The sequence below is a fragment of the Pseudomonas sp. NBRC 111138 genome, from assembly GCF_001320835.1.
In the GTDB taxonomy this organism is placed as follows: Bacteria; Pseudomonadota; Gammaproteobacteria; order Pseudomonadales; family Pseudomonadaceae; genus Aquipseudomonas; species Aquipseudomonas paracarnis.
Map to the genome: position 1 here is coordinate 36,487 of NZ_BCBO01000032.1, position 26,819 is coordinate 63,305.

Below are 26,819 nucleotides of genomic sequence, written 5' to 3' on the forward strand. Positions count from 1 at the left end.
GTTCCAACTCCGTTCTACGATCTATTTGAGCAACAACGCGCCTTCGATCGGCACGTAGTGGCTGGCGGCGCGTATCAATGAGTTGGCCGTCAGCCCCGGCACGCCGTAGGCCACGGCCCGCACGCCATGCTTGTGGATGATGCGTTCGAGCAACATGTCGAAATCACCGTCACCAGAGGCCAATACGACTTCGTCGACATGGTCGGCGGCGTCCATGATGTCCAGCGTGATGCCCACGTCCCAGTCGCCCTTGGCGGAGCCGTCGCTGCGCTGGATATACGGCTTGAGTTTTACCGTGAAGCCCAGGTTGCGCAGGATCTGCTGGAACTGCTGCTGCTTGCTGTCGCCGCGGTCGATGGCATAGGCGTACGCCTCGACAATCTGCCCGCGCGCGCTGATGTCAGCCCACAGGGCGGCGTAGTTGAAGTGGCAACCATAGGCCTGGCGCACGGTGTAGTAGAGGTTTTGCACATCGGCGAACACTGCAATTTTTTTCACCGCACTTCCTCATGGACAGCCAGGCGCCAGCGCCCGGAAAGGGCGCCAGTATGCCAGCCAAGGGAGCGTTTCCGGGAAAAAATCAGACCGGAGCGCCGCAGCGCCCCGGGCCTGATGTGTCAGACGAAGGAATCGTCGTCGCCAAAGGAAGAGGAATCGTCGGAATAATCGCTGTCGGCGAAGCTATCGGCGTTATTGCTGCCCCAGCTGTCATTGCCGGCAAACGTCTGGTCATCGTTGCCCCAGTTACCTGAATCACTGGCCGGTGCCGGTTGTTCGATGATCTCCTCCACCACCTGCGGTTGCTGGTTGTGATGGAACAGGCTGCTGATCCCTTCGGCCAGCAACACCCCACCGGCCACGCCGGCGGCGGTCTTCATGGCACCACCGAGGAAGCCACTGCCGGCTGGCGCGGCTGCCGGTGCTTGCGCCGGCTGATAGTTCTGCTGGGGCGCTGGCTGGTTGAACGATGGCCGCGCCGGTTCACGCCAGCCGCCACCTGAGTTGCTCGGCGCAGGTTGTGGCTCACGGGAACCGCCGCCAAAGATGCTCGACAGGAACCCACCACCGCTGGCCGGCGCAGGTTGCGTGGCTTTGGCCCGTTGCAGCTCGTCCTGCAATTGCTGAATCTGCTGGGCCTGTTGCTTGTTCTGCGCGTCAAGACTCTGCAGCGCATGTTCCTGTACCAGAATCGACTGGGTCATGTAGTAGCCGACGGCAGGTTGGCGAGCCATATGCTCCTTGATCCGCGCTTCGGCCTGGGCGTCGCGGGGGGCTGAGTCCGTTTCGGCTTGCTGCAACCGTGAAAACAGTCCATCGATCAGGGTTTGCTCTTCGCTGTTCATGGCGACCTCGTTAGATTGCCGATAAAAAATTCCGGTCCCGCCTGTGATCAGGCTGGGGGCTTTCCAGTTATGGGGATGTTACGAGTTGTTTCAATGGTCTTTACTCAAGGTTTACGTTTGCGCCCCTTGGACCCTGATCGGTTAAAGTGTGGCCCTCTGCTTCCAGGCCTGTGATGACCCTGATGAATCCGTTAGACGTTTTGCGCGACTCCTTCCGCTTTACCCAGCGCAACCTGGGCGCCATCGTCCAGCTGTGCCTGCCATTGGTGATCCTCGAAGCCTTGCTGCAACAGGTGCTGGACCACACGCTGGGCCCGGATGCGTTTCCCGGCTACAGCGTGGTCGTAGGTTTGTTGGTGTACCCGCTGTACACCGGCGCCCTGATCCTGTTTCTCGACGCCCGCACCCGGGGCGAGTCGCCGCGCACCAAGGACGTGTGGGCCATGGCCTTGAGCCTGTGGCCGCGTTTTGCCCTGCTGACAGCCATGAGCACCTTGCTGATTCTGTTGGGGCTGTCGCTGTATTTCCTGCCGGGCTTGTGGCTGATGGTGGTGCTGGCGTTTGCCGAATACCTGCTGGTGCTGCGCGGAATGCCGGCCCTGGAGGCGATGAAGGAAAGCTTTCGCCTGACCCGCGGGCATTTCTGGCGCATCCTGGTGTGCCTGCTGTGTGTGATGACGCCGTTGTGGCTGCTCAAGGGCGCCAGCGTGGCGGCGTACCCTGAGCCCGCGCCGTTGCTGGGGTTGCTGATGGACAGCGCCCACAGCTTCCTGCAACTGTTCACCAGCGTGGTGCTGTTCCGTTTATTCATGCTGATCGGTGGCGACGCCGACGTGCGGTGATATGCTCCGTGGCTCTTCTGACACGCATATAAGCCGAGCCGATGACCCGTTTATTGCGCATAACCCTGTTGAGCCTGTTGATCATCGCCGGCCTGCTGGCCGCGCTGATCTACAGCCTGACCTGGCGCCCCGCCGACAAAGAGACCCTGCCCGTCAGCTGCGTGGCACCCCGCGCCCCGACGCTGTTGCCGGGGCAGGCGCTCAAGGTCATGACCTGGAATGTGCAATACCTGGCCGGCAAGAACTACGTGTTCTGGTACGACACCCCGGACGGCAGCGGCCCGGACGATCGCCCCACCGTCGAAGACATGGCCTTTAGCCTCGACGAAGTGGCGCGGGTGATTCGCGACGAACAACCCGACATCCTGCTGTTGCAGGAAGTCGACGAAGGCGCCAAACCGTCCCACTATCAGGACCAGCTTGCGCTGTTGCAGGAGCGTCTGGTCGACCTCTACCCGTGCAGCGCCCAGGCCTTCGACTGGAAAGCCGACTTTGTGCCCAGCCTGCATATCTTCGGCAGCGTCGGGCGCAAGCTCGCTACGCTCAGCCGCTACCAGATCGAACACGCCGAACGCCTGCAATTGCCAACCGCCGACGCCAACTTCGTCAGCCGTCAGTTCCAACCCAAGCCGGCCCTGCTGCTGACGTATCTGCCCTTGAGCGACGGAGGCCAACTGGCGGTGCTCAACACCCGCCTGGACGCCGGTGCGCCAGGGCGCAGTGCCCTGCGGGAGCAAGTGACGAGTACGGTAAGACTGCTGGATAAACTCGAAGGTCGCGGCACACCCTGGTTGATTGGCGGGGATTTCAACCTGCTGCCACTGGGCCAGTTCCTGCGCCTGGACGCAGAAAAGCGTGGCCAGTATTCGCCGGACAGTGAGTTGCATCTGCTGTGGGACAAGTACCCGATGATCCCCAGCAACAGCCAATCCAGTGGCATCGACCGCGAGAAATGGCTGACGCACTTCCCCAACGACCCAGGCCTTGATGGCCCGGATCGCACGCTGGATTACCTGTTCTACAGCTCGCGCGTCAAACGCGTGGAAGCCAAGGTGCGCCAGGAAGATACGTTGCGTATTTCCAATCACCTGCCGGTGATCGCCCGATTCCTGTTGCCTGCCGCGCAATAACCCCTAGGGTTTCAGGAGCGGCTTAAGCCACTCAAGGCTGGCAACCGTGGTGCCGGATGGGCGGTATTCACAGCCGATCCATCCTCGGTAGCCACGCTGCTGCAGCGCCGCGAACAAGCCAGCGAAGTCCATGGTCCCGGTGCCCGGCTCATGACGCCCCGGGTTGTCGGCGATTTGTACATGGACGGTCCTCTCGTAAAACTGCGCCAGCACCCCGGCTGGGTCGCAGGTCAACAACTGGGCATGGTAAAGGTCCAGAATCAGCCCGACACTCGTAAAGGTTTCCAGCACCTGCTGGGCCTTGCTGAAGTCAGACAGGTAATAGCCAGGCATCGCCTGCGGGCTGATGACTTCTATCAACGTTCGCAAACCCTGATCTTCAAGGTACTTGATCGCGTATTCCAGGTTATTGGTGTAGGCAAGCGCGCTCTCATCCTGAGGCGTGGTCACGCCCGACATGATGTGCACATCCGAGCAGTTCAGCGCCTTCGCATAGCGGGCCGCCTCGCGCAGCCCCTCGCGAAATTCCTGTTCCTTGCCCTGCAAGGCAGCGATGCCTTTGGTCACGCCCGCTGGCGCTGCGAACTGAATCAACGGCAGGTTGTATTGGGCCAGATGGTCAGCGAGCAGGCTGGCGTCGAATTCATAGGGTGACGGGAACTCCACTGCCCTGAAACCGGCAGCGGCGGCGGCTTCGATGCGTTGCAGAAAAGGCAACTCGTTGAATTGGAAACCGAGGTGAGCATTGAACTTGAGCATTGGGTACATATCCATCCTGGGAAAAAACGAAATCATCAGCCTTGGGTGTCGTTGGCGGCCGAATCCCTGATTCCAAGCCTTCAGGTAATGAGCCCAGCCTGCGTAAAGACTGGGAATGACTTGAACACTCAGGGCTTTCTGGGCTTGATCCTGGCCGTCGCTTCGGCCACCAACGGGTCATCCGGCCAATAATGCTTGGGGTATCGCCCCTTGAGATCCTTCTTCACCTCGGCATAGGTACTGCGCCAGAAGTTCGCCAGGTCCTGCGTGACCTGCACCGGCCGGCGCGCCGGGGACAGCAAGTGCAACTTCACGGCCAGGCGCCCGCCGGCAATGCGCGGGGTGTCTGCCAGCCCGAACAATTCCTGCAAGCGCACCGCCAGGATCGGCGGCTGCTCGCTGTAGTCCAGGCGTACCGATGACCCCGACGGCACTTTCACATGCTGCGGCGCCAGCTCTTCCAGGCGTTGGGGCAAAGGCCAGGGCAGCAGGTTGTGCAGGTAGCTAGAGATATCCAGATTGGCGAAATGGCTGAGGCGCGAGACCTTGCCCAGGTAAGGCATCAGCCAGTGTTCGAGGCTGGCGAGCAGGGCCTTGTCGCTGAGGTCGGGCCACTCGCTGGTGTTGCCCGTACCTTGAACAGGCTTGGCGCGAGGTCGCATTCAGCATCAGTCTTCAAAACGGTCGCGGCCATCAATGAAATAGGCGCCAAGGGACGTCGTACTCCCCTGGCACTCAAGGTTACTCTGCGATCAGTCCCCGCGTTCTCCACCGAGCACGAACGAAGTTCTCAAAAACATAGTCAGCCTGCAGCGAGAGATTGTCGGCATGGTCGCACACGATGATCTGTGGCATTACACCAGTTTTGTTGAAGGTGACATCGCAGAACTTTGCAAGATTGGTGAACATCTTGGACACGGCACTGATGTCCTCATCTACGGTCTTGGTCGTCTTCCTATCCCCACGTAAGTCAGCCGCCTCGAAGGATGCAGCATCATCTATTGATGGGAAGTAAACTTGGGTCGGCTGATCCAGAAACAAGATCGGTGGCACCTTGCACTTTTCATGCGCAGCGAACTGATAGTGCAGCGCCATGAATAGGGTCAAATGGGAGTACAACCAGTTGGCACCGCTGCCCATGCTTCGCAGGAACACATTTTTAACACGCCCTCCTTCGATAGGTCTTTCGTGCCAGAGATCAAAGGTGTCAAGATCGAACTTCAACGAACCGCTCTTGTAGGTGTCTTCAAAATCGAAGTCTTTCGCGAGGGCTTTCATTGTCTTGTTGATGTCGTTCTGCAGTGCCCACAGCTTTGACTCAACGTCAAATTGAGCCATCTGCTCATCCAGCTTATCGACCTCCTTCTGCCAGTAATCGACCACTCCGCTAATTTCAGATGGCGGGTTCGCGATGCGCTTCTCGACCGCCAGCTCAAGCTTGAGCTTGGCCTTCTGGGCACCGCCATCGACCGACTTGGACTTCTCCAGCCTATCAGCTTCATCGTCCAAGGGCTTGAGTGCTCTCTCAACAACTGCGAGTTCAGCACGGAGCTTTTTTAGTTCACCGTCGATTGTGCGACGCTCCTCACCAAAACCCTCTCGCGCGTATGTGGACACTTTTAGCTCGCCATTCAACCAATGGATAGCTGCCGACAACTTGCTGGCCTCATCCTCGGCTACATCAGACTGCGATGCACAAACGGGGCAGACTGCATGCTCAAGATTGACGGTCTTAGGGATCGGCAAAGCAGTTACTGACTCTGCGAAACCCGAAGCTTGCTCTGCTGACACCTTCAGCAGATAGCGAGTATTGAGCGCTTTCTGGATGCTGGCCATCAGTTCGGCCTTCTGCTCACGCAGTTCCGTCCTTCTGGTTTCGAATGTGCTCGATTGACCATCGACTCTGACCGAGATACCCGTGAAACGCTCCAACGCAGGCTTGGGCTGTTGCCAAATTTCCTCTGGAGTGAGCTCGGTCAGTGGCTGGCCGGCGAGCGCTTCGTACTCCTGAAGCAAATTGGAGAATTCAGTCAGGTACTCGTCTTTGACCTTGTCCTGCTTGGGTATTTGAGCCTTAGCGCGCTTGAGTTCGTAAAGCGCGTCGGTGCGAAGCTTGGCGAGGTCGAAGTAGTCTTCACCCACGATGTTCATGAAAATCTTGAACTGGTCAATCGCCTGGTCGCGCTTACGCTTTTCTTCAAATCTGTAGAAGATCGCATGCCGGTTGGCCACGAGGTTTTGATGCTGCAACATGAAGGAAGCAAAGCTGCGTACCGACGGCGTTGCGCTCCACTTTCCGGTCATCTCTTTATGCAGCGGGTCCGTATCGATGTTCTCCAGCGTGACCCCGAAGTAGCGCCCTAGGCTCTTGATGAACTCGCTCTTGTACTGGAAGAAATTCGGGCAGAAGAACGTGGTCACGTCCTCAATGAGTTCAAGCACGTTGTCCACTGCTGGCCCGCTGATCTCGCGCAGGAAACAGCGGCGACCGGATGCCTCGCGCCCCATGACGACCGTGATGGTAGGAAACCGCAACACGGTGAAGAAAAGCTTGGCACGATCGGTGATGATGCCCTCGGGAATCGTGTCTTCCGAGCTTCCCAAGCAATAATCAAAGATGTCGAGGATCGCGCTCTTACCCTTGGAGGATCTCCCGGTCACGATGTTGAGACCGGGCTTGAAGGGAACATGGTGGACGCCGTCCTCTTTATCCACAACACCGATGTATTCTACAAAACACTTCATAGCGATTTGAGCCCCAACATCCTGTAAATAGAAACAACGGTTTCACCAGAAAGCACCATTGCGAGCTTCTGGCCGTACTTCAGCAACGCTTTGTCAGCGTTCGCCGACCGGGGTTTTTGGAGCGTCCTTACAAACAGCTCGGACGTGACTTCCAGACTTTTTTCAGCAGCAAGAATCAGCAACGCGGCATTGGTGATCGGCTTGAATTCCTCTACGCGCAATGCCAGCCCGATGAGTCTCTCCATGTCAGCAGCCATCGTCCGGACTGAACTATCCTTTCGAGCTCTGTGCAGGAAAGCGTGCATCGGCTTGTACGTTACCAACGGAAGAATGAGGTAGCTAAGAAGGACATCTTTCTCGATTGGCTCCCAGTGCTGATAGAAGTTCTGGATGACAGGCGCAAGGGCGAAGGGCGTTCTGTGCAAGGTATACAGATGATCAGAGGCTTGTGTATTCATCACCATAACCTCCAGTGAAACACGTCATCTTCATCCTCAGGCTGCTCTCCAGCCAGCATGTGGTAGATGCCATTGCGGAACTCGATCATCGTGTGCTCCAAGCCACAGAAAGGCTCAGCGGGCAGACCATTTCGATCCAGGAAAAACATCATGGACTGAGTGTCCAGTTGGGTCTGGCACGTAATTCCCGAGCAGCCAAGCATCGCGCGCTCGCGCCCGAACTGATGCTGGGCCAGATGGTTGCTTAGATAGGTGTTCAACATATGCTTAAAAAGCACCCCGTCCTTGTAGAGATCGGAAATCGTAGTCTGAGCAACCAGCCTGTGAAGGGCTGCTCGTTTCAGGTGCTGCCCCCCCCCTATCTCCACGATCTTCTGGGCAAACGGCATGGGCCGAATTTCTTCGACGTCGACGCTTTTCTTGAGCGTTGCCATATCGACTGGCGGGAAAGTCATTGGGTGTTTCATGTACCGATGCGTGAGCTCTGACAATTTGTCAGTAAATGCTTGATGGGTGATCTTCCACCCCTCAATAACAAGCTCAGGACTGTATATAAAGCCCAGCAGTTCGTAGATGAACTGCTGACACTTTGAAGGCCGGATGGGCTTGAGATGGCGAGTCTCGTACGTTCTAAGGCGTTGCTCTAACGACTCAGTGCCTGTCGTGATGCGCATCCTCTCCAGCACTTCCATCAATGCGTCACGACGCTCGGGGGCCATCACGTGCTGTTGAAGCGATTGAGATTTCGAAAATTTGGGGACGGCATCTCCGACATCAGGCTCGACCTCTGCCTGCTCGTCGGCAACCGTTAGGGCTGGCCCAGTAATCTTCTCCATGATCGAGAGCCGCTGCGCAGCATTGGCCGTGTTCCACCCGTTAAGGAGGGTTTGCGATCCGAACTCTTGGGTCGTCAGCAGCACAAGGCTCTTGAAGGAGGTGCGATCAAATTTCTCATGAAGCCAGTTCTTCACGGTGTTCCAGAAGTTGGCGTGGCTATCTGTGAGGCTGTCGGAGTAAAGCTTGACCTCAGTCTGGACTTTTCCAGGAACCGTGACGTCACCCATGACTTCAAGCCATAAGCACTCATTGGGATCCAGATCATGACAATACTCCACAGCGACGAGCATTTGAAACTGAAGCGCCTTGAACAAGAGTGTCGCGTCGAACGGCAAGCGAGCGTCGCCGGATTGCGTCGTATCCATACACATTCCAATGTTGGGCATATTTCCCTGACCAGCGACTCGCTTAGCAAACCGAGTACATGCATCGCCAAGGATACGCGTCAGTAAATCAAGGTCTGGCAGTTTCGCAGCGTGAGCGTAGGGTAGGGTAGATAGCCGTCATTCCAATACTGTATACAAAAACAGTTATTAGTCGATCTTCAGACATATGCTACCAGCACTCACTCACTGCAGTCGCGAAAAGCCATCATTCTTTCCTGACTACCGAAAGACCTGCTTTATCCGATGCAGCGGCATCAGAAGTCAGCACCACCAACCAATTCAATGGGTGACTCAGCTCAGCCTTCTCTGCGGCCACAGCTCGGGAAGCTTCAACGGATGATGGAGGGCTTCGACATTGAGATGGCCTTCCGCTATTTTGGCAGAAACAAGGCTGATCGAATCATGCAATCGGCCAAAACTCAACAGGGAACTTGGGCTTTTAGATGAGAATCTGTTACATATGGACTGAGAGTTTCAAAAACCTTAGACACTTCGGAATCAATATACGCAATGATCTCCGATTTTCTTACGATCCCGAAACCCAGTTACTCAGCAGAGAAAAACAAGCTGGCCTACCCCCGGAAATTCTAGGCGATCAAATACTAGACGCGACCGCTATACTCGGCATCAACGGCGCTGGCAAGACCAACGTATTAGAACTTATCTGTCTTGCACTAAAGGGAAACGAGAAGCTTCAACAACCAACACTAATAGTCTATGAATTTCATGATGTTTTTTTCTATGCAAACAACACGCACCAGAAAATACAAGCAGGATTTCCAATCCAGAAAAGAACTGACCTTAAAGACCTTAAAGACCTTAATGTAATTTATTTTTCCAATGTTTTTGATCAAAGTCAATTGAATCTGGGGAAATACATTCTGGACATATCAACCAACTTCAGACACAGCAATCGAAATCCAAAATTTGGAAACGATCCAGACTTTGACATCATCAACCAATTGAAATTCATACAATCGGAAAAATTCAGAGCAATTAAAATCGCCCCACCAAAACACATTGAGATAAAAATTGAACGATACACGCGCCCATCAAACACTGATAAAATCAGCAAGCATAGCGACCTATTCCGCAGAATCCTTGAACAACAACAAACTCTACGACAGCAAGCGCACGCTGATGATGGACAACTCGCAACAGTAGCTATCCAAGGCCAATTTCTACACCAAATCCTTTCAATCCACAAAAGTAATGATGCACTAGTCAAAAGCGTTGAAAAAACATTATGCAGCTCCGAGAGCGACGAAATTAACTTCAGGCCCGCTCTAATGGAAGTTAAAAACAACTTCACCGAGAACAATATTCAAAATATATGGGGTCAAGAATTTAACATACCGCAACTCATCGACATCATATTAGATCTCGACCACCACTTTAACCTTATGAACATCCGCCTGGATGACTCTCTAAAAAGTAGCCGTTACACATTCACCTTAGATTTTTACGACCATCTTAATCTCCCATACCTTGAAATCTCCATGATCATTTGGATGATCCGCTCAGGTTCGATAAACTGGACAGGCATCAGCTCCGGCCAAAGAGCCTACTTAAATATGTTCAGCTCTATCTGGAGTACGCTAGGTGGGGCACGCACAACTAAAAGCAAAAGCATCGGCACATTACTTTGCATTGATGAAGCAGATCTTTACTTGCATCCAAAATGGCAAGTCGAGTTCATGGAGCGGTTGATTACTTGCCTGCCTAAGCTCTCAGAACAGAAAACCCAGATAGTGCTAACCACGCACTCTCCTATTTTGGTAAGTGATTTACCAAGTCAGTGCCTGACGACGTTGCCCGCACAAATACCCACTGACGCCTCCAACCCTCTTGTCAATGACATTAAGACTTTCGGGGCAAATTTATTTGACATTTACGAATCCACCTTTGGTTTAAAAGGCCAGCGAACCGGAAACATATCATCTAAATACATATCAAAAATACTAAGAATACTCGATGCCGACCAAATCCCCCCCGAAGAAATGGCGACACTTCTAGAAGCTTCCTCAATTATTGATGACCAGCTGATTAAATCTCACATCATCAAAAGAATAAAAAGCAAATGATCAGTATTTTAAAACACCTAGAACTCTTGACTGATGACGTGTACCAACTACTCACCGAGACAGCGGAAGAGCTATGGAGCGACCTAAACCCCAAAAAAATAAACGGTAGGTACTCTACTCACGCTTTAATATCCAGAGTCCAAGACCTACGACCTGAGCTCCAAAACGCTAGACATGTAGCCTTGGTTGGAGCAGCAGTTGCAAATCGTCAACTTGCGTACCTTGACTACATCTCTAATGAAGCAGTCTTAAAAAACATCATTACTGCCGTACCACAAGAGCTTGACGACGTCATCACCAAGGCAAATTCCATCATCAAACCTGCCGACTTTTATACTATAACCAATGATAAAATTCATCCATTATCATTCGGAAATCGGCTTCTCAGCCACGCGTTTAGATACGCAAACTACCGAAGCAGCGATAACTGTATTAAACGATACAGAAAGCTTGGCTTTGACGGGGCCACTTGCCCATACTGCAATGAGACAACGATGAGGATCGTCCCCTACCCAGATGAGAACAAAATCGACCAGAAAATGTTATTCGATATTGACCATTTTTATTCGAAAAAGCGATACCCCTATCTAGCGCTGTCTTTTTACAACCACATTCCCTCATGTAAATCATGCAATCAGGCGTTCAAAGGTGATACAGAGTTCACTTTCAGCACTCACATACACCCCTATCATCGCTGCTTCGATTCGCTTTACAACTTTCAACTTAACCATGGAGTTCTAATCAACGAACCACCCTACTTAGTAGGGATTCGAAAAAAGCTTGAATTTGATGATAAGCTACTCACCGACCTGAAAATTGAGGACCGATATAGGGGCAACCTTGAACCAGCACGAATCAGCGACTTGGTATCAATTCTATCAAAGTACTCACACATTCTCAGAGATGGCGCTGAGAACGAAGATGACCGCGCCAGACTCAAAGAGCGGCTTGAAGACTTTGGCATCATCTATTATCAAAACCGAATATTAAAACGCGGCTATAGCAAATTGCTAAGGGACACCATTTCTATGTTCGACCCCGACAACACAATAGGCTTAATCTAGAACAGAAGCTCTTTTAAAAAGGGCTTTTTCTCTAAAGCCCCTCAACGCCCTGCCCCGTTTAGGCCAGACACCATGACATTGGCAGGTCGTTGCTACTACGCATTGCTAATTAACGCTCACCAATACCTACGTGACTAGCGGCGTTATCAATGGCTACCCGCGACCAGAGAGCCCTCACCCGCTGAAATACTCACCAGATCGATCAGGTGCCCCTTGGCTTGGCTCGCGCAGTAGCTTGCGCAACCAGAGGATCGTCGGGCCAGAAATGCTTCGGGTACCTGCCCTTCAAATCTTTCTTCACCTCGCAATAGGTGGACGCCCAGAAGTTCGCCAGATCCTGCGTGACCTGCACCGGCCGCCGCGCCGGGGACAGCAAGTGCAACTTCACGGCCAGGCGCCCGCCGGCAATGCGCGGGGTGTCTGCCAGCCCGAACAATTCCTGCAAGCGCACCGCCAGGATCGGCGGCTGCTCGCTGTAGTCCAGGCGTACCGATGACCCCGACGGCACTTTCACATGCTGCGGCGCCAGCTCTTCCAGGCGTTGGGGCAAGGGCCAGGGCAGCAGGTTGTGCAGGTAGCTGGAGATATCCAGGTTGGCGAAATGGCTGAGGCGCGAGACCTTGCCCAGGTAAGGCATCAGCCAGTGTTCGAGGCTGGCGAGCAGGGCCTTGTCGCTGAGGTCGGGCCACTCGCTGGTGTTGCCGGCATCCAGTTGGCGCAGCAGCATCACACGGGCTTGCCACTGACGCAGTTCCGGGGTCCAGGGCAGCAGTTCCAGGCCTTTGCGGCGCACCAGGTGGACCAGCGCCTGGCTGCGGGCGGATTCGTCGAGGCCGGTCAGGGGTTCGCGGCTGAGCACCAGTTCACCGACTTTGCGTTGGCGCTCGGCACGCAAGACGCCTTCGCGCTCGTCCCAGTCGAGTTGGTCGACGTTGCGCACTTGCTCGGTCAGCACCGTGTCGAACAGTGCCGGATCAAAATCCGCCGCCAGGTAGATGCGTTCTTCGCGCTGGCCCTGGCGGCTGCCCAGGTCGGCGATCACCAGCCAGGGTTGTTTCATCAGGCTGTCGGCTTCGGCAAACAGCGCTGCGCGGCCATTGGCCAGGCGGTATTCAGCGCCACCGGGGCGACGTTGCTGGGCGACGCGGTCCGGGTAGGCCAGTGCCAGCAAGGCGCCGAGCCAGCGCGGGTGGTCGGGGTTGTCCACCGGCTGGGTCGCCTTGCCGCGCAGGTAGCCACGGTATTGCCGGGCCAGTTGCTTGGCGCGCTGCACGCCACCCTGGGTACCTCGCGCACGCTCCTCGCCGGACATCAGCGCCAGGCGGCTGTGCAAATCGGCACCGCCGCCGCGCAGGATATCGCGCTCGCCCAACAGCGCCGCCACGTCACAGGCGGTGGCGGCGAGCCCCAGGTCTTGGCCACGCAATAACAGGTGGGCAATACGCGGGTGGGCGGGCAACTCGGCCATCTTCTGGCCATGGGCGGTGAGGTTTTCGTCGTTCAATGCACCGAGGCGTTGCAACAGATCCTGGGCCTGGGCATACGCGGCTGTGGGTGGCGCATCCAGCCACACCAACTGGCTGGGCGTCACGCCCCAACGGGCCAGTTGCAAGGCCAGCCCCGCCAGGTCGGCGGCGAGAATTTCCGCGCTGCCATAAGCGGCCAGACCGTCGTGCTGGTCTTCGGACCACAACCGATAACACACCCCCGGCTCCAACCGACCTGCCCGACCGGCGCGCTGGGTGGCGCTGGCGCGGGAGATGCGCTGGGTGTCGAGGCGGGTCATGCCGCTGCCGGGGTCGAAACGCGGCACCCGAGCCAACCCGGCGTCGATCACCACGCGTACGCCGTTGATGGTCAGGCTGGTCTCGGCGATGTTGGTAGCCAACACCACTTTGCGCTTGCCGGCCGGCGCCGGGTCGATGGCGGCGCGCTGTGCATTGAGGTCCAGCTCGCCATGTAGAGGGCATAACAGCACGTCAGGGCGATCACCCAGGGCCTCGGCCAGTTGCTGGTTGACCCGGCGAATCTCCGCCTGCCCCGGCAGAAATACCAGCACACTGCCGGGCTCGTCATGCAGGGCTTCGAGGATGGTTTGCACCACGCGCGGCTCGACAAACTCCCCGGCCTGGTAAGGGCGCCCCCAGCGCATCTGCACCGGGAACATGCGCCCCTCACTGCGCAGGATCGGCGCGTCATCCAGCAGACCGGCCAGGCGCTCGCCTTCGAGGGTGGCGGACATCAGCAGGATCTTCAGCGGCTGCTCGTCGCGAAACAGCTCGCGGCCGTTAAGGCTCAGGGCCAGCGCCAGGTCGGCGTCGAGGCTGCGCTCGTGAAATTCGTCGAAGATCAACAAGCCCACGCCGTCCAGCGCCGGATCGTCCTGCAGGCGGCGGGTGAGGATGCCTTCGGTGACAACCTCGATGCGCGTGTTGGGGCCGACTTTGCTGTCCAGGCGAATGCGGTAGCCCACGGTCTCACCGACCTTTTCACCCAGTTCACTGGCCAGCCGCTCGGCAGCAGCACGGGCAGCCAGGCGCCGGGGTTCGAGCATCAGGATGGTTTGCCCGGCAAGCCAGGGCTCATGCAACAAAGCCAAGGGCACGCGGGTGGTTTTACCGGCTCCGGGGGGCGCTTCCAGCACGGCTTCATGGCGATGAGCCAAGGCGTCACGCAAGGCGGGTAAAACATCATCGATCGGCAACGAATTCATACTGGCTCCAAAGCAGAGCGGCGAGTATAACGGCGAACTGCCGGATGCCGATGCGGGTCTCAAAAACAGCCACTCTTGGGACTGGGAATGCAGTCAAAGGTGGGAGCTGGCTTGCCTGCGATAGCGGTATGACAGTTGCCACTGTATTCCCCGAGCCGACGCTATCGCAGGCAAGCCAGCTCCCACATGGATTCATCGGCGCCTGGCCGATCTGGCTTATAGTCACCCTTAAATCTGTTCAGGAGACTTTTTCATGCGTATCGCTTCCCGTGTCATCGGCGGTGTCCTCGCCGTCACCCTGCTGAGCCAACTCACCGCCTGTGGGTCGATTTTCTACCCCGACCGCCGTGGCCAGATCGACGGCAAGATCGACCCAACCATCGCGGTACTCGATGCCCTCGGCCTGCTGTTTTATGTGATCCCCGGCCTGATCGCCTTCGGTGTCGACTTCGCCACGGGCGCCATTTACTTCGAACCGGGCAAGACCGCCCAGGTCGCCCCCGAGAAACTGCACGAAGCCATCGGCGCCGACGGCACGGTCGATAACGCCAAGCTGCAAAGCATCATCCAGAAGGAAACCGGCCGCACCTTGCCGCTGGATGACCCGCGCCTGATCCAGTTCAAGGGCAGCGTGCAGCAACTGGCGGCCCTGGGCCTGCAGCCTGCCGCGTAAGGACAGCTCATGACCAGCAGCCCCGAACACGCAAGGCTCTTGCGCCTGGCCACCCGCGCCTCGGTGGGCGTGGCCTGTGTGTTGATTGTGACCAAGGCCATCGCCTGGTGGCTCAGCGGCTCGGTGAGCATGCTCGCCGGGCTGACCGACTCACTGCTCGACGGCGTCACTTCGCTGTTGAATTTGCTGGCAGTGCATTACGCCCTGCGCCCGGCCGATGACGATCACCGTTATGGGCATGGCAAGGCGGAGTCGCTGGCGGGGATGGCGCAGGCCTTGTTTATCGCCGGCAGTGCGGTGCTGATTGCGCTCCAGGCCTATGAACGGCTCAAGCACCCAGAGCCGGTTGGCGCACCGTGGTTGAGTATCGGCGTGATTATCTTGTCCCTGGCGCTGACCGTGGCCCTGCTGGTGCTGCAACACCGCGTGGTGCGCGAGACCGGCTCCAATGCGGTGCGCGCCGACTCGCTGCATTACCGCTCGGACTTGCTGCTCAATGGCAGCATCCTGATTGCGCTGGTGTTGGCAGGTTTTGGCTTTCATCAGGTCGACGCCTGGTTTGGCCTGGGAATCGCCGCCTATATCCTGTGGAGCGCAATCCAGATCGCCCGGGAAAGCTTTGCGGTGTTGATGGACGAAGAGCTTCCGCCGGATGTCAGCCAGCACATGCTCGAACTGGCCCGCGGCGTACCCGGCGTGCTGGGCGCCCACGACTTGCGCACACGGGTTTCCGGCAACCACTGGTTTGTGCAGTTGCATCTGGAATTGCCGGGGGAATTGACCCTGTCGGTGGCCCACGGCATCAGCGACCAGGCCGCCGATGCCATCCACCGCGAATATCCGAAGGCCGAAGTGCTGGTGCACGCCGACCCGCGGGAAGTGGTCACCGGCAACAAAACCTAGTACTGCACCTGATAACCGCGACTGCCCAGGCAGTTGCCCTGGGCCTGGCGATAGGTTTGCACCACTGCCGGGTCGGGGGCGTAAGTTACGGTGCGCGGGTCGAAGCCACTTTGCTGCACCGCCCAGCGATAACAGTCGTAGCCGTCCTGCTGTACCTGGGCTGGCGATTGGCCGTTGGCCGGGTAAGCCACCACGTCATAGCCGTTGCCTTGAGGCGTCGGCGGAGGTGATGGCACCTGCGTCGGTGGTTGTACCACCACGTATTGCTGGGTGCTTTGCTCGTAGGCGTAATAGGCGCCTGCGGCGAGGAACAACAGCGAGCCGCCTACCCACACTTCACGTGCGTAGTCCGGCAGGTAATGCACGCGAATGCCATAGGGCGGCGTCACCACTACGTAGCGTGGGCCTTGGGGGCGATACCAGTAGCCGCCGGAGAAAAAGTAGTCCTGGCCACGGTAAGGCACGCGGTAATTGCGATCGGGGAAACGGTCGATGACATATCCAGGGCGATGCTGCGGGCCTGGGCCCCAGCCATTGCCATGCCCGTCGGGGCGGCCTGGCCAGCGGTTATCACCGGGGCGATCGTTACTCGGACGCGAACCGGGGCCGCCGGCCTCCCAATGCCGGTTGTCATCGGGGCGTCTGGGAATATCACGGTAATAACCCTGGCGCGGCTCCTGGGTCTGGCGCACGGTATCGGGCCGGCCCTGGATCGGCAGGTTATTGGAGGGTTGCGGTTGCGGTGCTGGTCGCCCCGGCTCATGACCTTGAGGCCGACCTTGCCATTGGCCACCCTCGTGCTCGCCGCCACGATCACCCTGCGGGTTTTGTGGGCGTGGCTGATTGTGCTCAGGCCGTTGCCCCTGGCCCGGTGAGTTATCGCGTTCGTCGGCCATCGCCTGGGAGCCGACGCTGACCACCAGCAAACCAACACCTGCCATACGCCAGATGCGCTTCATGCTTTTCCTCACTGCGGATTGGGGCTTGATCATGAGACTGGAAAAGCCTCGCCCGGTTCTGAGACAGGTTATCAGTCACGAGAACTATTTTCTGAAGGCAAAACGCGCACAAAGAAAAAGGGGTGACCCGTCGGCCACCCCTTGAGAATTTCGTCCGTGCTCAACGCTTTTGACGTTGGCTCACCTCACGCCGTCTTGTGGACAGTGTGCAGCCTGGAGGCCGGCTCAACCCTGCTGGGGCGGCGGCCGCAACGGGCCTGATTGGGCGCGCTGCTGTGGACTGTTGTCCAGGCGGTGATTCTGTTGGTAATCATAGGCGTGCCAGGCGGGCAGAGGATTGCGAAGATTGCGTCAATAAACAGTGCTTGCGCAATTTTTAACCCTTCATGGATAATTAACCGCAATAGTTACGACAAAGGCCAACCCAATGAGCAAGCTTGACCGATACGACCTGAGTATTCTGGCGGAATTGCAGCGCGACGCGAGGATCTCCAACCAGGAGCTGGCCGAACGCATCGGCCTGTCGCCTTCGCCCTGCTCACGCCGGGTCAAGCAATTGGAAGACGACGGCTACATCGCCCGCCAGGTCGCCCTGCTCGACCGCAAGATGCTCGGCCTGAGCCTTACGGCCTACGTACTGATCGGCATGGACCGTCACACGCCGGAACGCTTCGAGAATTTCGAAGCCGCCATCCGCACCCTGCCGCAAGTGCTGGAGTGCAGTTTGGTGACCGGGATGGATGCGGACTACCAGTTGAAGGTGGTAGTGCCGGACATGGATCACTATCAGAAATTGCTTCTGGGGCATCTGACCCGAATCGAAGGGGTGACCAGCGTGCGGTCCAGCTTTGTGCTCAACCAGGTATTGAACAGCACCGAACTGCCCCTGACCCACCTGCGCACCTGAGAACAACGATGCTCAACTGTAGGAGCGAGCTTGCTCGCAAAAAACGTTAACGATAACCCGTGCCTCCTGAATGAACGCGGCGTCTGTGAGTTTTTCGCGAGCAAGCTCGCTCCTACAATGACATCAGGCCCCCCACAGTTTGACCGTGCAGGACTCAGGTCAATGTTGCGTCTGTGACGCTGCCGTATACTGCTCGCTTGTCTTGTCGGAAGAGCCCCATGAACAACATCGACCCCGCCCTGTTTGAAGAATGGATGATGACCGGCCTGGTCACTATCCTCATCATTTTCATGGGCTTCATCGTCTGGGACCTGGCGAAGAAGTCCAAGGCCGGGCGTTTTGGTTCGTTCATCCTGTTTTTCGTGCTGGGCCTGGGCGTGGCGGCGTTCATCATCAAGAGCGTGGTGATCGGCCTGATTGAATCCGGCGCCTTATAAGCGCGCCGGCACTGCCTTCCACTGGCCTTGATCCAAGCCGTCGATCGACCACTCACCAATACGCACGCGCACCAGGCGCAGCGTCGGCAAGCCCACTGCTGCGGTCATGCGCCGTACCTGACGGTTGCGCCCTTCACGTATCACCAACTCCAGCCAATACGTCGGCACGCTTTTGCGAAAGCGTACCGGCGGGTTGCGCGGCCATAATGCCGGCTCATCCAGTTGCCGTGCCTCGGCCGGCAAGGTCATGCCGTCGTTGAGTTCCACGCCTTCGCGCAGGCGTTGCAGCTGTTCTTCGGTGGGTTCACCTTCTACCTGCACCCAGTAGGTTTTCGCCAGTTTGTGCTTGGGGTCGGCAATCCGCGCTTGTAGCTGACCATCGTTGGTCAACAGCAGCAGGCCCTCGCTGTCACGGTCCAGGCGCCCTGCCGGGTAAATGCCGGGGATATCAATAAAATCCTTGAGGGTCGCGCGCCCACCTTCGTCGCTGAACTGGGTCAGCACATCGAAGGGTTTATTGAACAGGATCAACTTGGGCTCGGCCGGTGGCGCCTTGGCAACGCGGCGAGCGGCAGAGTGCGGTGGTTTCACGCCAGGACGGCGCGAATCAGGACGGCTGGGACGGGACATGGCAAAGGAACATCTAACGGTCAGGACCGACAATGCTAGTGGCCTGACCGCCAAATGACCATCCCAACCGCTTAGCGGAACGGCGGTTCGTCGAAGCTGCGCAGTTTGCGCGAGTGCAACGAGTTGAGTTCGGTGCGCAACAGGTCGACCGCCTCGATGCCGATCTTCAAGTGCTGGCTGACCGCACGCTCATAGAACGCGTTGGCCGAACCCGGCAGCTTGATCTCGCTGTGCAAGGGTTTGTCCGATACGCACAACAAGGTGCCGTAAGGCACGCGCAAACGGTAACCCTGGGCGGCGATGGTGCCGCTTTCCATGTCCACGGCCACGGCACGGGACAGGTTGATCAACGGCCGCTCCTGGGCCCAGCGCAGTTCCCAGTTCCGGTCGTCATAGGTCAGCACGGTACCGGTGCGCAGGCGTTTTTTCAGCTCTTCGCCTTTTTCGCCAGTGACCTTGGCAGCCGCCTGCTGAAGCGCCAGCTGCACTTCGGCCAGGGCCGGAATAGGGATGTTCGGCGGTACCACGCGGTCGAGAATCCCGTCGCGGCGCATATAGGCGTGGGCCAGTACGTAGTCGCCGATGGTCTGGGATTGGCGCAGGCCGCCGCAGTGGCCGATCATCAGCCAGCAATGCGGGCGTAGTACGGCCAGGTGGTCGGTGATGTTCTTGGCGTTGGACGGGCCTACGCCGATGTTCACCAAGGTCACGCCGTGGCCGTCAGTGGCCTGCAGGTGATACGCCGGCATCTGGTAGCGGTGCCAGACCACGCCGGCGGCAATGGCCGAGGCTTCGCCGTGGTCCATGCTCTTGTCGATCACCACGTTGCCGGGCAGCACCATACGGATAAACCGCGGGTCGCTGCGCAGTTGCTCCAGGCCATGCAGGATGAACTGGTCCACGTAGCGGTGGTAGTTGGTCAGCAAGATCCACGGCTGCACATGGCGCCAGTCGCTGCCGGTGTAATGCACCAGACGACGCAGGGAAAAGTCCACGCGGGCGGCATCGAACAGGGCCAGGGGCAGTGGGTCGGTGTTTTCCCAGTCGTACAGGCCATCGGCAATGCCGTCGGTGGCGGCGGACAGGTCGGTACTGGGGAATACACGAGCCAGGGTCGCGGCGGTGACGCCGGAGCCGGCCAGTTCATCACCCTGCTCCACCACATAGGGGTACGGGATGTTCTGCTGGCTGACGCCCACTTCCACCGTCACGGTGAAGTCGTGCATCAGCGGCACCAGTTGCTCCAGCAGGTACTTACGGAACGCGGCCGGGTGGGTCACGGTGACGCTATAGGTACCGGGCAACTGCACCTTGGCATACGCACGGGTGGTCTGTGGGACTTCGCCGTGGCAGTGGTAGGTCAGGCGCAGTTCCGGGTAGCGAAACAGTGCGCGTTGAGCGGCGTCGGGTTCGACGCGGTCCTTGAGGTATTGCTTGAGCGCTTGGTTGAGCGCGCCAGTCGCACGCTCATGCAGCGCCGCCAGCCGGTCCACGGCTTCTTCGGCGGTTTTAACGACAACAAAAGCTTCGGTCACGGTAAGCATCCTGTGTTCTGACTTGCAGGCCTTTATCTTGCCTGTATCCAGGCCTCACCGAAACACCGGAAGTGGAATGCTTTGATAGGTGGGAGCTGGCTTGCCTGCGATAGCGGTCTATCAGCCACATAATTGCTGGCTGGACCACCGCTATCGCAGGCAAGCCAGCTCCCACATTTGACTGTGTTTATTCAGAGGGATTGTGGGGTTGAGCGGGCGACAATAGCTTGCACATCCACCCCACGCGGCAAGGTGCCATATACCCGCCCCGACGACTCACCCAACCGACTGGCGATAAACCCGTCGCTCACCGCCGCATTGCCCGCCTCCAGCAACAACTTGGCCTGCAACGCCAGGGCAATGTCCTCGGTCAGTTGCCGTGCCCGATACTGGATATCCTGGGTGTCCATGAACGCCGCCTTCAACTGCTCGATATGCCGCGCCAGCTGTTTGTCGCCATGGCCATCCCCCAGCTCCACAAACAACACCTCCAGCACACCCGGCTCTTTGGACAACGCACGCAGCACGTCCAGGCATTGCACATTGCCAGAGCCTTCCCACGTGGAGTTAACCGGTGCCTCACGGTAAAGACGCGGCAGGATGCTGTCTTCCACGTACCCGGCGCCGCCCATGCATTCGGCGGCTTCGTTGATCATCGCCGGCGCTCGCTTGCAGATCCAATACTTGCCCACCGCCGTGACCAGCCGGGCGAACTTGGCTTCATGTTCATCATCAAGCTGATCCAGGGCGCGCCCCATGCGCAGGCTCAAGGCCAGGGCCGCTTCGCTTTCCAGGGCCAGGTCGGCCAGCACGTTCTGCATCAGCGGCTGCTCGCTGAGCACGCGGCCACCCACTTGGCGATGGGCGCAGTGATGGCTGGCCTGGGTCAGCGCCTGGCGCATCAAGGCGCTGGAGCCGACCATGCAATCGAAGCGCGTCATGGCAACCATTTCGATAATGGTTGGAACGCCGCGGCCTTCTTCACCGACCATCCAGGCCAGGGCGCCGCGAAACTCCACTTCGCTGGACGCGTTGGAGCAGTTGCCGAGTTTGTTCTTCAAGCGCTGGATGTAGAACTCGTTGCGCGTGTCGTCCGGTCGGTGCCGGGGCAGCAGGAAACAGGTCAGGCCCTTGTCGGTCTGGGCCAGGGTCAGGAAGCCATCGCACATCGGTGCCGAGCAGAACCACTTATGCCCCACCAGTTCGTAGGCTTGGCCGGGGCCACCCGCGCCTACGGGGTAAGCGCGAGTGGTGTTGGCGCGTACGTCGGTGCCGCCCTGCTTCTCGGTCATGGCCATCCCGATAGTGGCGCCGGCCTTGTGGGCGATGCCGACATTGCGTGGGTCGTAGTGGGTATTGAGCACTTTAGGCAGCCAGAGGTCCGCCAGCTCTGGTTGCAGGCGCAGGGCCGGGACGCAGGCGAAGGTCATGGTCAGCGGGCAGCCGCTGCCGGCTTCGGCCTGGCTATGCAGGTAGGTCATCGCCGCACGCGCCACATGGGCGCCAGGCTGCGGGTGGGCCCACGGCAACGACGGCAGGCCATGCTCGACGGCGGTGCGCATCAACTCGTGATAAGCCGGGTGAAACTCCACCAGGTCGATACGATGACCATAACGGTCATGGCTGCTGAACACCGGTTTATTCTGGTTGGCCAGGAACCCGGCTGCCATCAACGGCCCACCGGCCAGCGCACCGTATGCATCAATGCGCGCTTGGGCCCAACCGGCGCCGAAGCGGCGTGACCATTCCTGCAAAGGCAAGTCGATGCGATACAGGTTAGTGCCGTCCAGGGACGGTGGCTGGTTGGTGACGTCGTGGGTTTCGGCAAACTGATGCAGGTTCATGACGGGCCTCCTGGAAAAAGGCCGCATCGATCTCAGGCTGCCTGTAGGAGCGAGCTTGCTCGCGAAAAACCTGAGAGCAACGCGCTAACCCAGGCGGGGCGCGTTATCGTTGACGTTCTTCGCGAGCAAGCTCGCTTCTACAAAAAATACGGATCGATTGAGGCCGGTTTTTTCAGTTAAGCATCGCCACCGCGCTTAAAAAAGTGGCATACGTGCCGAATGCTCGGCGCTTTCACCCTCATCCGCACACAGCACGCTGCGCTCAAGCGCCGCCTGCAAGGCGTCGAAACGCACCGGTTTGGCCAGTCGGTCCGTCATGCCAATGCCATGGCAGCGCTCACGCTCCGGCCCATTGGGCGAAGCACTCAGGGCGATCACCGGCAATTCACCACAGCCGGGCAATGCACGAATCTGGCAGCACAACGAAAAGCCACCCTCTGGCACATCCAGCAGCACGGCGTCGAAGCTGTGCCCCTGCAATGCAGCGAGCGCCGCCGGGCCGCTGTCTACGGTTTTGACCCGGTAACCGAGCTTGAGCAACATGCCACGCACCGCCAACTGGCCCACGCTGTTGTCGTCCACCAACAGCACCGTGCATTCCTGAGGCGCACGCTGTGCAGGCAAAGCCTGCGCGGCCGGCGTCACCTGCTGCGGCACCGCGCTGACGTCCATTTCCAACTGGAAGCGGCTGCCTTTACGGGGCTCCGAATGATGGGTCAGGCGCCCGCCCAGCAGTTCGATCAACTGCCGGCAAATCGCCAGGCCAATGCCCAGGCCGCCGTATTCACGCGTCATCGAGCCGTCCAACTGAAAGAAACGCTGATACAACGTGGCCTCATCGAGAAAGGCAAAGCCGATACCGGTGTCGGTGACGATAAAGCTCAAGTGCAAGGCCCCATCCCCTTGCGGCACGCCCACCACACGCAAACGAACCGCGCCGACGTGGGTGAATTTGAACGCATTGTCGAGCAGGCAATCCAGGCACTGACGCAACTTTTGGGCATCGCCGATGAGCCGGTCTGGCAGCTCATCCGCGACGTCAATGGAGAACGCCAGGCCCTTGGCCTGGGCGCTGCCGGTGAACTGCTGGCGCAAGGTATCGAGCTCGCCACGCAGGCTGAACACTTGCGGCTGGGCCACCAGGCGACCGGCCTGCAACTCGGTGAGGGTGAGGATGCCGTTGACCATGCGCATCATGTCCCGCGCCGAGCCGGCGGCGGTTTGCTGGTACTGCGTCAGGTCATCGTCCAAAGGCACGGTTTGCATCAGTTCCAAAGAGCCGATCACACCGTTCATCGGCGTGCGCAATTCGTGGGTCAGGGTGGCGAGAAATTCGTCTTTGAGGCGATTGCTGCGGGCCAGTTGCTGGTTGAGCGCTTCCAGCTTCTGGCTGGCATCGAGGAGAATCTGCGCCTGCTGTTCGCGCATGCCGTTGATGCGGTCGGCCAGGGCCAGGGACAACAGCGCCACTTCAATGGCTGAGCCGAGCTGGCTGGCATACATGGTCAGGAACACGTTAGGCAGATAACCCAGCACCATCAGGGTATTGATCACCCCGCCGAGCAGGAAGGCCGACCAGGCGATGATGAAATAACGCGCCATGCGCTGCCCGCAATACCAGGCCTTGATGGCCGCCACGAAGATGGTCACGGTAAACACCAGCGCCAGCGCAGTGGCCAGGCGCAGGGCCACGGCGTAACTGGTCAACAGCGCCAGTGCCATCACCAACCCGCCACAGGCCGCCAGCGCCAGCAGGATGCGGTTGAGCCAGCGGCTGTGCTGCGCGGTGTGCAGGAAACTGCGCGCGAACAGGCTGCCGAACAAAGCCGCCGAGCCGATCAGGAAGGGAACCGCCGCATTCGCCCACCAGGGGTTGTTCGGCCAGAAGTACTCCACCGCAACGCCATTGACCGACAGCTGATACAAGCCGAACGAAGCGATATAGAAGATGTAATAGAGGTAGCTGGTGTCGCGTACGCTCAGGTAGATGAACAGGTTGTAGATCAGCATGCCCAGCAACACACCGTAGATGGCGCCGAGCACGTACAAACGCAACGGTTGCTCTTCCATGTAGGCGGTGCCCGCCCACAACGTCAGCGGTGCCTGGATCGAGCCTTGGCTTTGCAAGCGCAGGTAGACGGTTTGTTGCTGGTCGGGCAAGAAGCTGAGCTTGAACAGGTAGTTGCTCTGGCTCACCTCACGGCTGGAAAACGGCAATGCGCTGCCGGTGCGGGCGGTGAGGCGGTAGTGGCCGGTGCCGTCGTTCTGGTAGAGGTCCAGGCGATTGAGCGGCGGGTAGGCCAGTTCCAGAAACCAGGTGCGTGGTGCGCGGGGATCTTTGGCGGTGTAGTGCAGGTTGACCTTCAGCCAGAACACCGAGCGTGAATAGCCGGCATTGAGCGTGTCTTTGTCGTGGGTCTTGAATTGGGCGGCATAGGCGGGGGAACTGACATCGGCGATGGTGAGGGCATCGGTTGGGTCTTCGAGCACTTGCATGACCCGGCCCAACGGGAGGCTGCGCGTGTCCTGGTTGAACTCGACAGCGCCGGCGAGCATCGGTAGCCCGCACAATATAAACATCAGCAAATAGCGCATAGAGCCCCAGCGTAGCCTGGTCCGGTTGTGTCAAAAGCCCCCCATTCCTTTTGAGAAGACGTACACCGGCGATACAGTAAGTTATTGGGATGCACTTTAGCATAGCCAGTAAAAGCCATTAGCCACTGCAGGAACTTTTTTTAGAACAGCTCTAGCGCAATGCTTTCAGACCGCTGCGTTGCAGCGTTCGGCCACGCAAAGCGACGCTGCAACAGCAAACTTCTGCCATCGCCAGGCAGCCACGCAAAAAGCGTTTGGTGGTAAGCTCGCGCACCATGAATATCTACAGTTCTCGCCCCGTTGTCCTCTGTCTCTCCGGCCACGACCCCAGTGGTGGCGCCGGCCTGCAGGCAGATATCGAAGCCCTGCTCGCCCAGGGTTGCCACGCGGCCCCGGCCGTCACCGCGCTGACCGTGCAGAACACCGTCAATGTCAGTGATTTCCGCGTGCTTGACCGTGAGTGGGTACTGGCCCAGGCCAATGCCGTGCTCGGCGACTCTGAAGTCGCGTCGGTCAAGCTGGGCATGCTCGGCTCCACTGCGATGGTCGACACCGTGGTCGAACTGCTGCAGGCGCACCCGCATTTGCCGGTGGTCTGCGACCCGGTGCTGCGCGCCGGCGGCGGCGGTAGCCTGGGCAAGGACGAGGTCGGTTATGCGATGCGCGAGCGGCTGCTGCCCCTGTCATTGATCGCCACCCCCAACCTGCCAGAAGCGCGCATCCTCGCGGAACTGCCCGACGGCAGCGCCGACGACTGCGCCGAGAAGCTGCTGCCGTACATCAAGCACCTGCTCATCACCGGCGGCCATGGCGATGAGCACGAAGTGCACAATCGCCTGTACAGCCGCGACGGCACGCGCCAGACCTTTACCTGCCAGCGCTTGCCCGGCAGTTATCACGGCTCGGGTTGCACCTTGGCCAGTGCGCTGGCCGGGCGCATTGCCCAAGGCGAAGGTTTGGCCAGCGCCGTGCAAACGGCTCTCAACTACACGTGGCGTACCCTGCGTGATGCCGAACAACTCGGCCAGGGCCAGTTCGTGCCGCGTCGATTGCCGCTGGATTTCTGCTCGTAACTTATCGCTCGTCAGCAAGGGGTTTGCCCGATGAAACTACGCGGCCTTTACGCCATTACCGACAGCCAGCTGTTGGCCGGCAAATTCCTCGCCTACGTTGAGGCGGCGCTGGACGGTGGCGTCACCCTGTTGCAGTACCGCGACAAAAGCAGCGACGAGGCACGGCGCCTGCGTGAAGCCGAAAAGCTGTACGAACTGTGCTCACGCTACAAGACCCAATTGATCATCAACGACGATGCCGAACTGGCCGCGCGACTGGGCGTCGGCGTACATCTGGGCCAGACCGACGGCCCGCTGACCTCGGCCCGGGCATTGCTCGGCGCCAAGGCGATCATCGGCGCCACCTGTCACAGCCAGATCGAACTGGCCGAACAGGCCGCCAAAGAAGGCGCCAGCTACGTCGCCTTCGGCCGCTTCTTCAATTCCACGACCAAACCCGGCGCACCTGCCGCCACCGTTGACATGCTGACCCAGGCCCGCAAGCGCCTGCACCTGCCGATCTGCGTGATCGGCGGCGTCACCCTGGAAAACGCCGAGCCGCTGGTGGCCCACGGGGCCGACCTGCTCGCCGTGGTCCATGGCCTGTTCGGTGCCGACAGCACCCAGGAAGTCACTCGCCGCGCCCGTGCGTTCAACCATCTTCTTAAATCTTCAGTTTAGAGAGCCCGATCATGTCCCGTTCCGAAACCCTGTTTGCCAACGCCCAGAAACACATCCCCGGCGGTGTGAACTCCCCCGTGCGTGCGTTCAAGAGCGTGGGCGGCACGCCGTTGTTCTTCAAGCATGCCGAAGGCGCCTACGTCACCGATGAAGACGACAAGCGCTATGTCGACTATGTCGGCTCCTGGGGCCCGATGATCCTCGGCCACAGCCATCCGGACGTGCTGGACGCGGTGCGCCAG

23 protein-coding genes and 1 pseudogene are annotated in these 26,819 nt (G+C 58.7%); 11 read left to right on the plus strand and 13 right to left on the minus strand.

Features of this window, described 5'->3' with window-relative positions; genetic code table 11:
- Nucleotides 1-21: 21 nt before the first annotated feature.
- Together APH41_RS06460 and APH41_RS06465 are read right to left on the minus strand one after the other, a co-directional pair.
- Nucleotides 22-498, minus strand: coding sequence for an NYN domain-containing protein (locus APH41_RS06460; RefSeq protein ID WP_003194396.1), 477 nt, complete (start codon nucleotides 496-498; stop codon nucleotides 22-24).
- Between the two features lie 119 nt (nucleotides 499-617).
- A complete protein-coding gene (locus APH41_RS06465) occupies nucleotides 618-1,343 on the minus strand; it encodes a DUF2076 domain-containing protein (RefSeq protein ID WP_054896176.1) in 726 nt (241 codons plus the stop codon).
- Between the two features lie 182 nt (nucleotides 1,344-1,525).
- Between APH41_RS06465 and APH41_RS06470 the strand changes: the two genes are divergently transcribed.
- Both APH41_RS06470 and APH41_RS06475 read left to right on the plus strand, forming a co-directional pair.
- Nucleotides 1,526-2,185, plus strand: coding sequence for a YciC family protein (locus tag APH41_RS06470; protein ID WP_032873246.1), 660 nt, complete (start codon nucleotides 1,526-1,528; stop codon nucleotides 2,183-2,185).
- Nucleotides 2,186-2,226: 41 nt separating this feature from the next.
- Nucleotides 2,227-3,315, plus strand: a complete 1,089-nt coding sequence (locus tag APH41_RS06475; protein WP_054896177.1) for an endonuclease/exonuclease/phosphatase family protein — start codon at nucleotides 2,227-2,229, stop codon at nucleotides 3,313-3,315.
- A 3-nt stretch (nucleotides 3,316-3,318) separates the two neighbouring features.
- Here APH41_RS06475 and APH41_RS06480 read toward each other — a convergent pair whose 3' ends face one another.
- The 5 genes and pseudogenes from APH41_RS06480 to APH41_RS06500 form a co-directional block, all read right to left on the minus strand.
- The gene (locus APH41_RS06480) at nucleotides 3,319-4,074 is read right to left on the minus strand and encodes a hydroxypyruvate isomerase family protein (protein WP_054918084.1); all 756 of its coding nucleotides are present in this window, start codon (nucleotides 4,072-4,074) and stop codon (nucleotides 3,319-3,321) included.
- Between the two features lie 128 nt (nucleotides 4,075-4,202).
- Nucleotides 4,203-4,694 (minus strand): annotated as a pseudogene (locus APH41_RS06485) (ATP-dependent helicase C-terminal domain-containing protein); the annotation flags it as partial.
- Nucleotides 4,695-4,815: 121 nt separating this feature from the next.
- Nucleotides 4,816-6,819 (minus strand): DUF3732 domain-containing protein, encoded by a 2,004-nt coding sequence (locus APH41_RS06490; protein ID WP_054918089.1) that lies wholly within the window; start codon nucleotides 6,817-6,819, stop codon nucleotides 4,816-4,818.
- The gene (locus APH41_RS06495) at nucleotides 6,816-7,277 is read right to left on the minus strand and encodes a three component ABC system middle component (protein WP_054918091.1); all 462 of its coding nucleotides are present in this window, start codon (nucleotides 7,275-7,277) and stop codon (nucleotides 6,816-6,818) included. The genes APH41_RS06490 and APH41_RS06495 overlap by 4 nt, the downstream gene beginning before the upstream one ends.
- The gene (locus APH41_RS06500) at nucleotides 7,277-8,479 is read right to left on the minus strand and encodes a hypothetical protein (RefSeq protein WP_256220155.1); all 1,203 of its coding nucleotides are present in this window, start codon (nucleotides 8,477-8,479) and stop codon (nucleotides 7,277-7,279) included. Before APH41_RS06500 ends, APH41_RS06495 begins: the two co-directional genes overlap by 1 nt.
- Before the next feature lie 464 nt (nucleotides 8,480-8,943).
- Here APH41_RS06500 and APH41_RS06505 point away from each other — a divergent pair, with 464 nt between their 5' ends.
- A complete protein-coding gene (locus tag APH41_RS06505; RefSeq protein ID WP_054918096.1) occupies nucleotides 8,944-10,584 on the plus strand; it encodes an AAA family ATPase in 1,641 nt (546 codons plus the stop codon).
- Nucleotides 10,581-11,648, plus strand: coding sequence for a hypothetical protein (locus APH41_RS06510; protein WP_054918098.1), 1,068 nt, complete (start codon nucleotides 10,581-10,583; stop codon nucleotides 11,646-11,648). The genes APH41_RS06505 and APH41_RS06510 overlap by 4 nt, the downstream gene beginning before the upstream one ends.
- Nucleotides 11,649-11,850: 202 nt before the next feature.
- On the opposite strand, the gene hrpB is transcribed toward APH41_RS06510, so the two are convergent.
- The gene (gene hrpB, locus APH41_RS06515; protein WP_054918100.1) at nucleotides 11,851-14,361 is read right to left on the minus strand and encodes an ATP-dependent helicase HrpB; all 2,511 of its coding nucleotides are present in this window, start codon (nucleotides 14,359-14,361) and stop codon (nucleotides 11,851-11,853) included.
- 253 nt (nucleotides 14,362-14,614) lie between these two features.
- On the opposite strand from hrpB, the gene APH41_RS06520 reads away from it, so the two are divergent.
- Both APH41_RS06520 and APH41_RS06525 read left to right on the plus strand, forming a co-directional pair.
- Nucleotides 14,615-15,034 carry a hypothetical protein gene (locus tag APH41_RS06520; protein ID WP_003194410.1) on the plus strand — a complete coding sequence of 140 codons (420 nt, stop codon included), beginning with the start codon at nucleotides 14,615-14,617 and terminating at the stop codon, nucleotides 15,032-15,034.
- A gap of 9 nt (nucleotides 15,035-15,043) precedes the next feature.
- Entirely contained in the window at nucleotides 15,044-15,937 is an 894-nt protein-coding gene (locus tag APH41_RS06525) for a cation diffusion facilitator family transporter (protein ID WP_054896180.1), read from the plus strand.
- Here APH41_RS06525 and APH41_RS06530 read toward each other — a convergent pair.
- Nucleotides 15,934-16,896 (minus strand): DUF6515 family protein, encoded by a 963-nt coding sequence (locus APH41_RS06530; protein WP_054896181.1) that lies wholly within the window; start codon nucleotides 16,894-16,896, stop codon nucleotides 15,934-15,936. The genes APH41_RS06525 and APH41_RS06530 overlap by 4 nt on opposite strands.
- Nucleotides 16,897-17,323: 427 nt before the next feature.
- Between APH41_RS06530 and APH41_RS06535 the strand changes: the two genes are divergently transcribed.
- On the plus strand, nucleotides 17,324-17,803 hold the full coding sequence (locus APH41_RS06535; RefSeq protein ID WP_003194418.1) for an Lrp/AsnC family transcriptional regulator: 480 nt from the start codon (nucleotides 17,324-17,326) through the stop codon (nucleotides 17,801-17,803).
- A gap of 227 nt (nucleotides 17,804-18,030) precedes the next feature.
- On the plus strand, nucleotides 18,031-18,240 hold the full coding sequence (locus tag APH41_RS06540; RefSeq protein WP_025999909.1) for a DUF2788 domain-containing protein: 210 nt from the start codon (nucleotides 18,031-18,033) through the stop codon (nucleotides 18,238-18,240).
- Here APH41_RS06540 and APH41_RS06545 read toward each other — a convergent pair.
- The 4 genes from APH41_RS06545 to APH41_RS06560 all read right to left on the minus strand — a co-directional run bounded on the left by APH41_RS06545 (nucleotide 18,235) and on the right by APH41_RS06560 (nucleotide 24,844).
- Complete coding sequence (locus APH41_RS06545) at nucleotides 18,235-18,870, minus strand: pseudouridine synthase (protein WP_034126920.1); 636 nt, start codon at nucleotides 18,868-18,870, stop codon at nucleotides 18,235-18,237. The genes APH41_RS06540 and APH41_RS06545 overlap by 6 nt on opposite strands.
- A 71-nt stretch (nucleotides 18,871-18,941) precedes the next feature.
- Nucleotides 18,942-20,414: an AMP nucleosidase gene (amn, locus tag APH41_RS06550; protein WP_153475217.1), complete on the minus strand. Its 1,473-nt coding sequence runs from the start codon at nucleotides 20,412-20,414 to the stop codon at nucleotides 18,942-18,944.
- A 182-nt stretch (nucleotides 20,415-20,596) separates the two neighbouring features.
- The gene (locus tag APH41_RS06555) at nucleotides 20,597-22,249 is read right to left on the minus strand and encodes an acyl-CoA dehydrogenase family protein (protein WP_034126919.1); all 1,653 of its coding nucleotides are present in this window, start codon (nucleotides 22,247-22,249) and stop codon (nucleotides 20,597-20,599) included.
- Nucleotides 22,250-22,444: 195 nt separating this feature from the next.
- A complete protein-coding gene (locus APH41_RS06560; RefSeq protein ID WP_034126918.1) occupies nucleotides 22,445-24,844 on the minus strand; it encodes a hybrid sensor histidine kinase/response regulator in 2,400 nt (799 codons plus the stop codon).
- Between the two features lie 275 nt (nucleotides 24,845-25,119).
- Between APH41_RS06560 and APH41_RS06565 the strand changes: the two genes are divergently transcribed.
- The 3 genes from APH41_RS06565 to APH41_RS06575 all read left to right on the plus strand — a co-directional run.
- The gene (locus APH41_RS06565) at nucleotides 25,120-25,917 is read left to right on the plus strand and encodes a hydroxymethylpyrimidine/phosphomethylpyrimidine kinase (protein WP_054896183.1); all 798 of its coding nucleotides are present in this window, start codon (nucleotides 25,120-25,122) and stop codon (nucleotides 25,915-25,917) included.
- A 30-nt stretch (nucleotides 25,918-25,947) separates the two neighbouring features.
- The gene (thiE, locus tag APH41_RS06570) at nucleotides 25,948-26,577 is read left to right on the plus strand and encodes a thiamine phosphate synthase (RefSeq protein WP_054896184.1); all 630 of its coding nucleotides are present in this window, start codon (nucleotides 25,948-25,950) and stop codon (nucleotides 26,575-26,577) included.
- A gap of 11 nt (nucleotides 26,578-26,588) precedes the next feature.
- Nucleotides 26,589-26,819: aminotransferase class III-fold pyridoxal phosphate-dependent enzyme (locus APH41_RS06575; protein WP_156359034.1), on the plus strand; the 231-nt coding region annotated here is incomplete at its 3' end.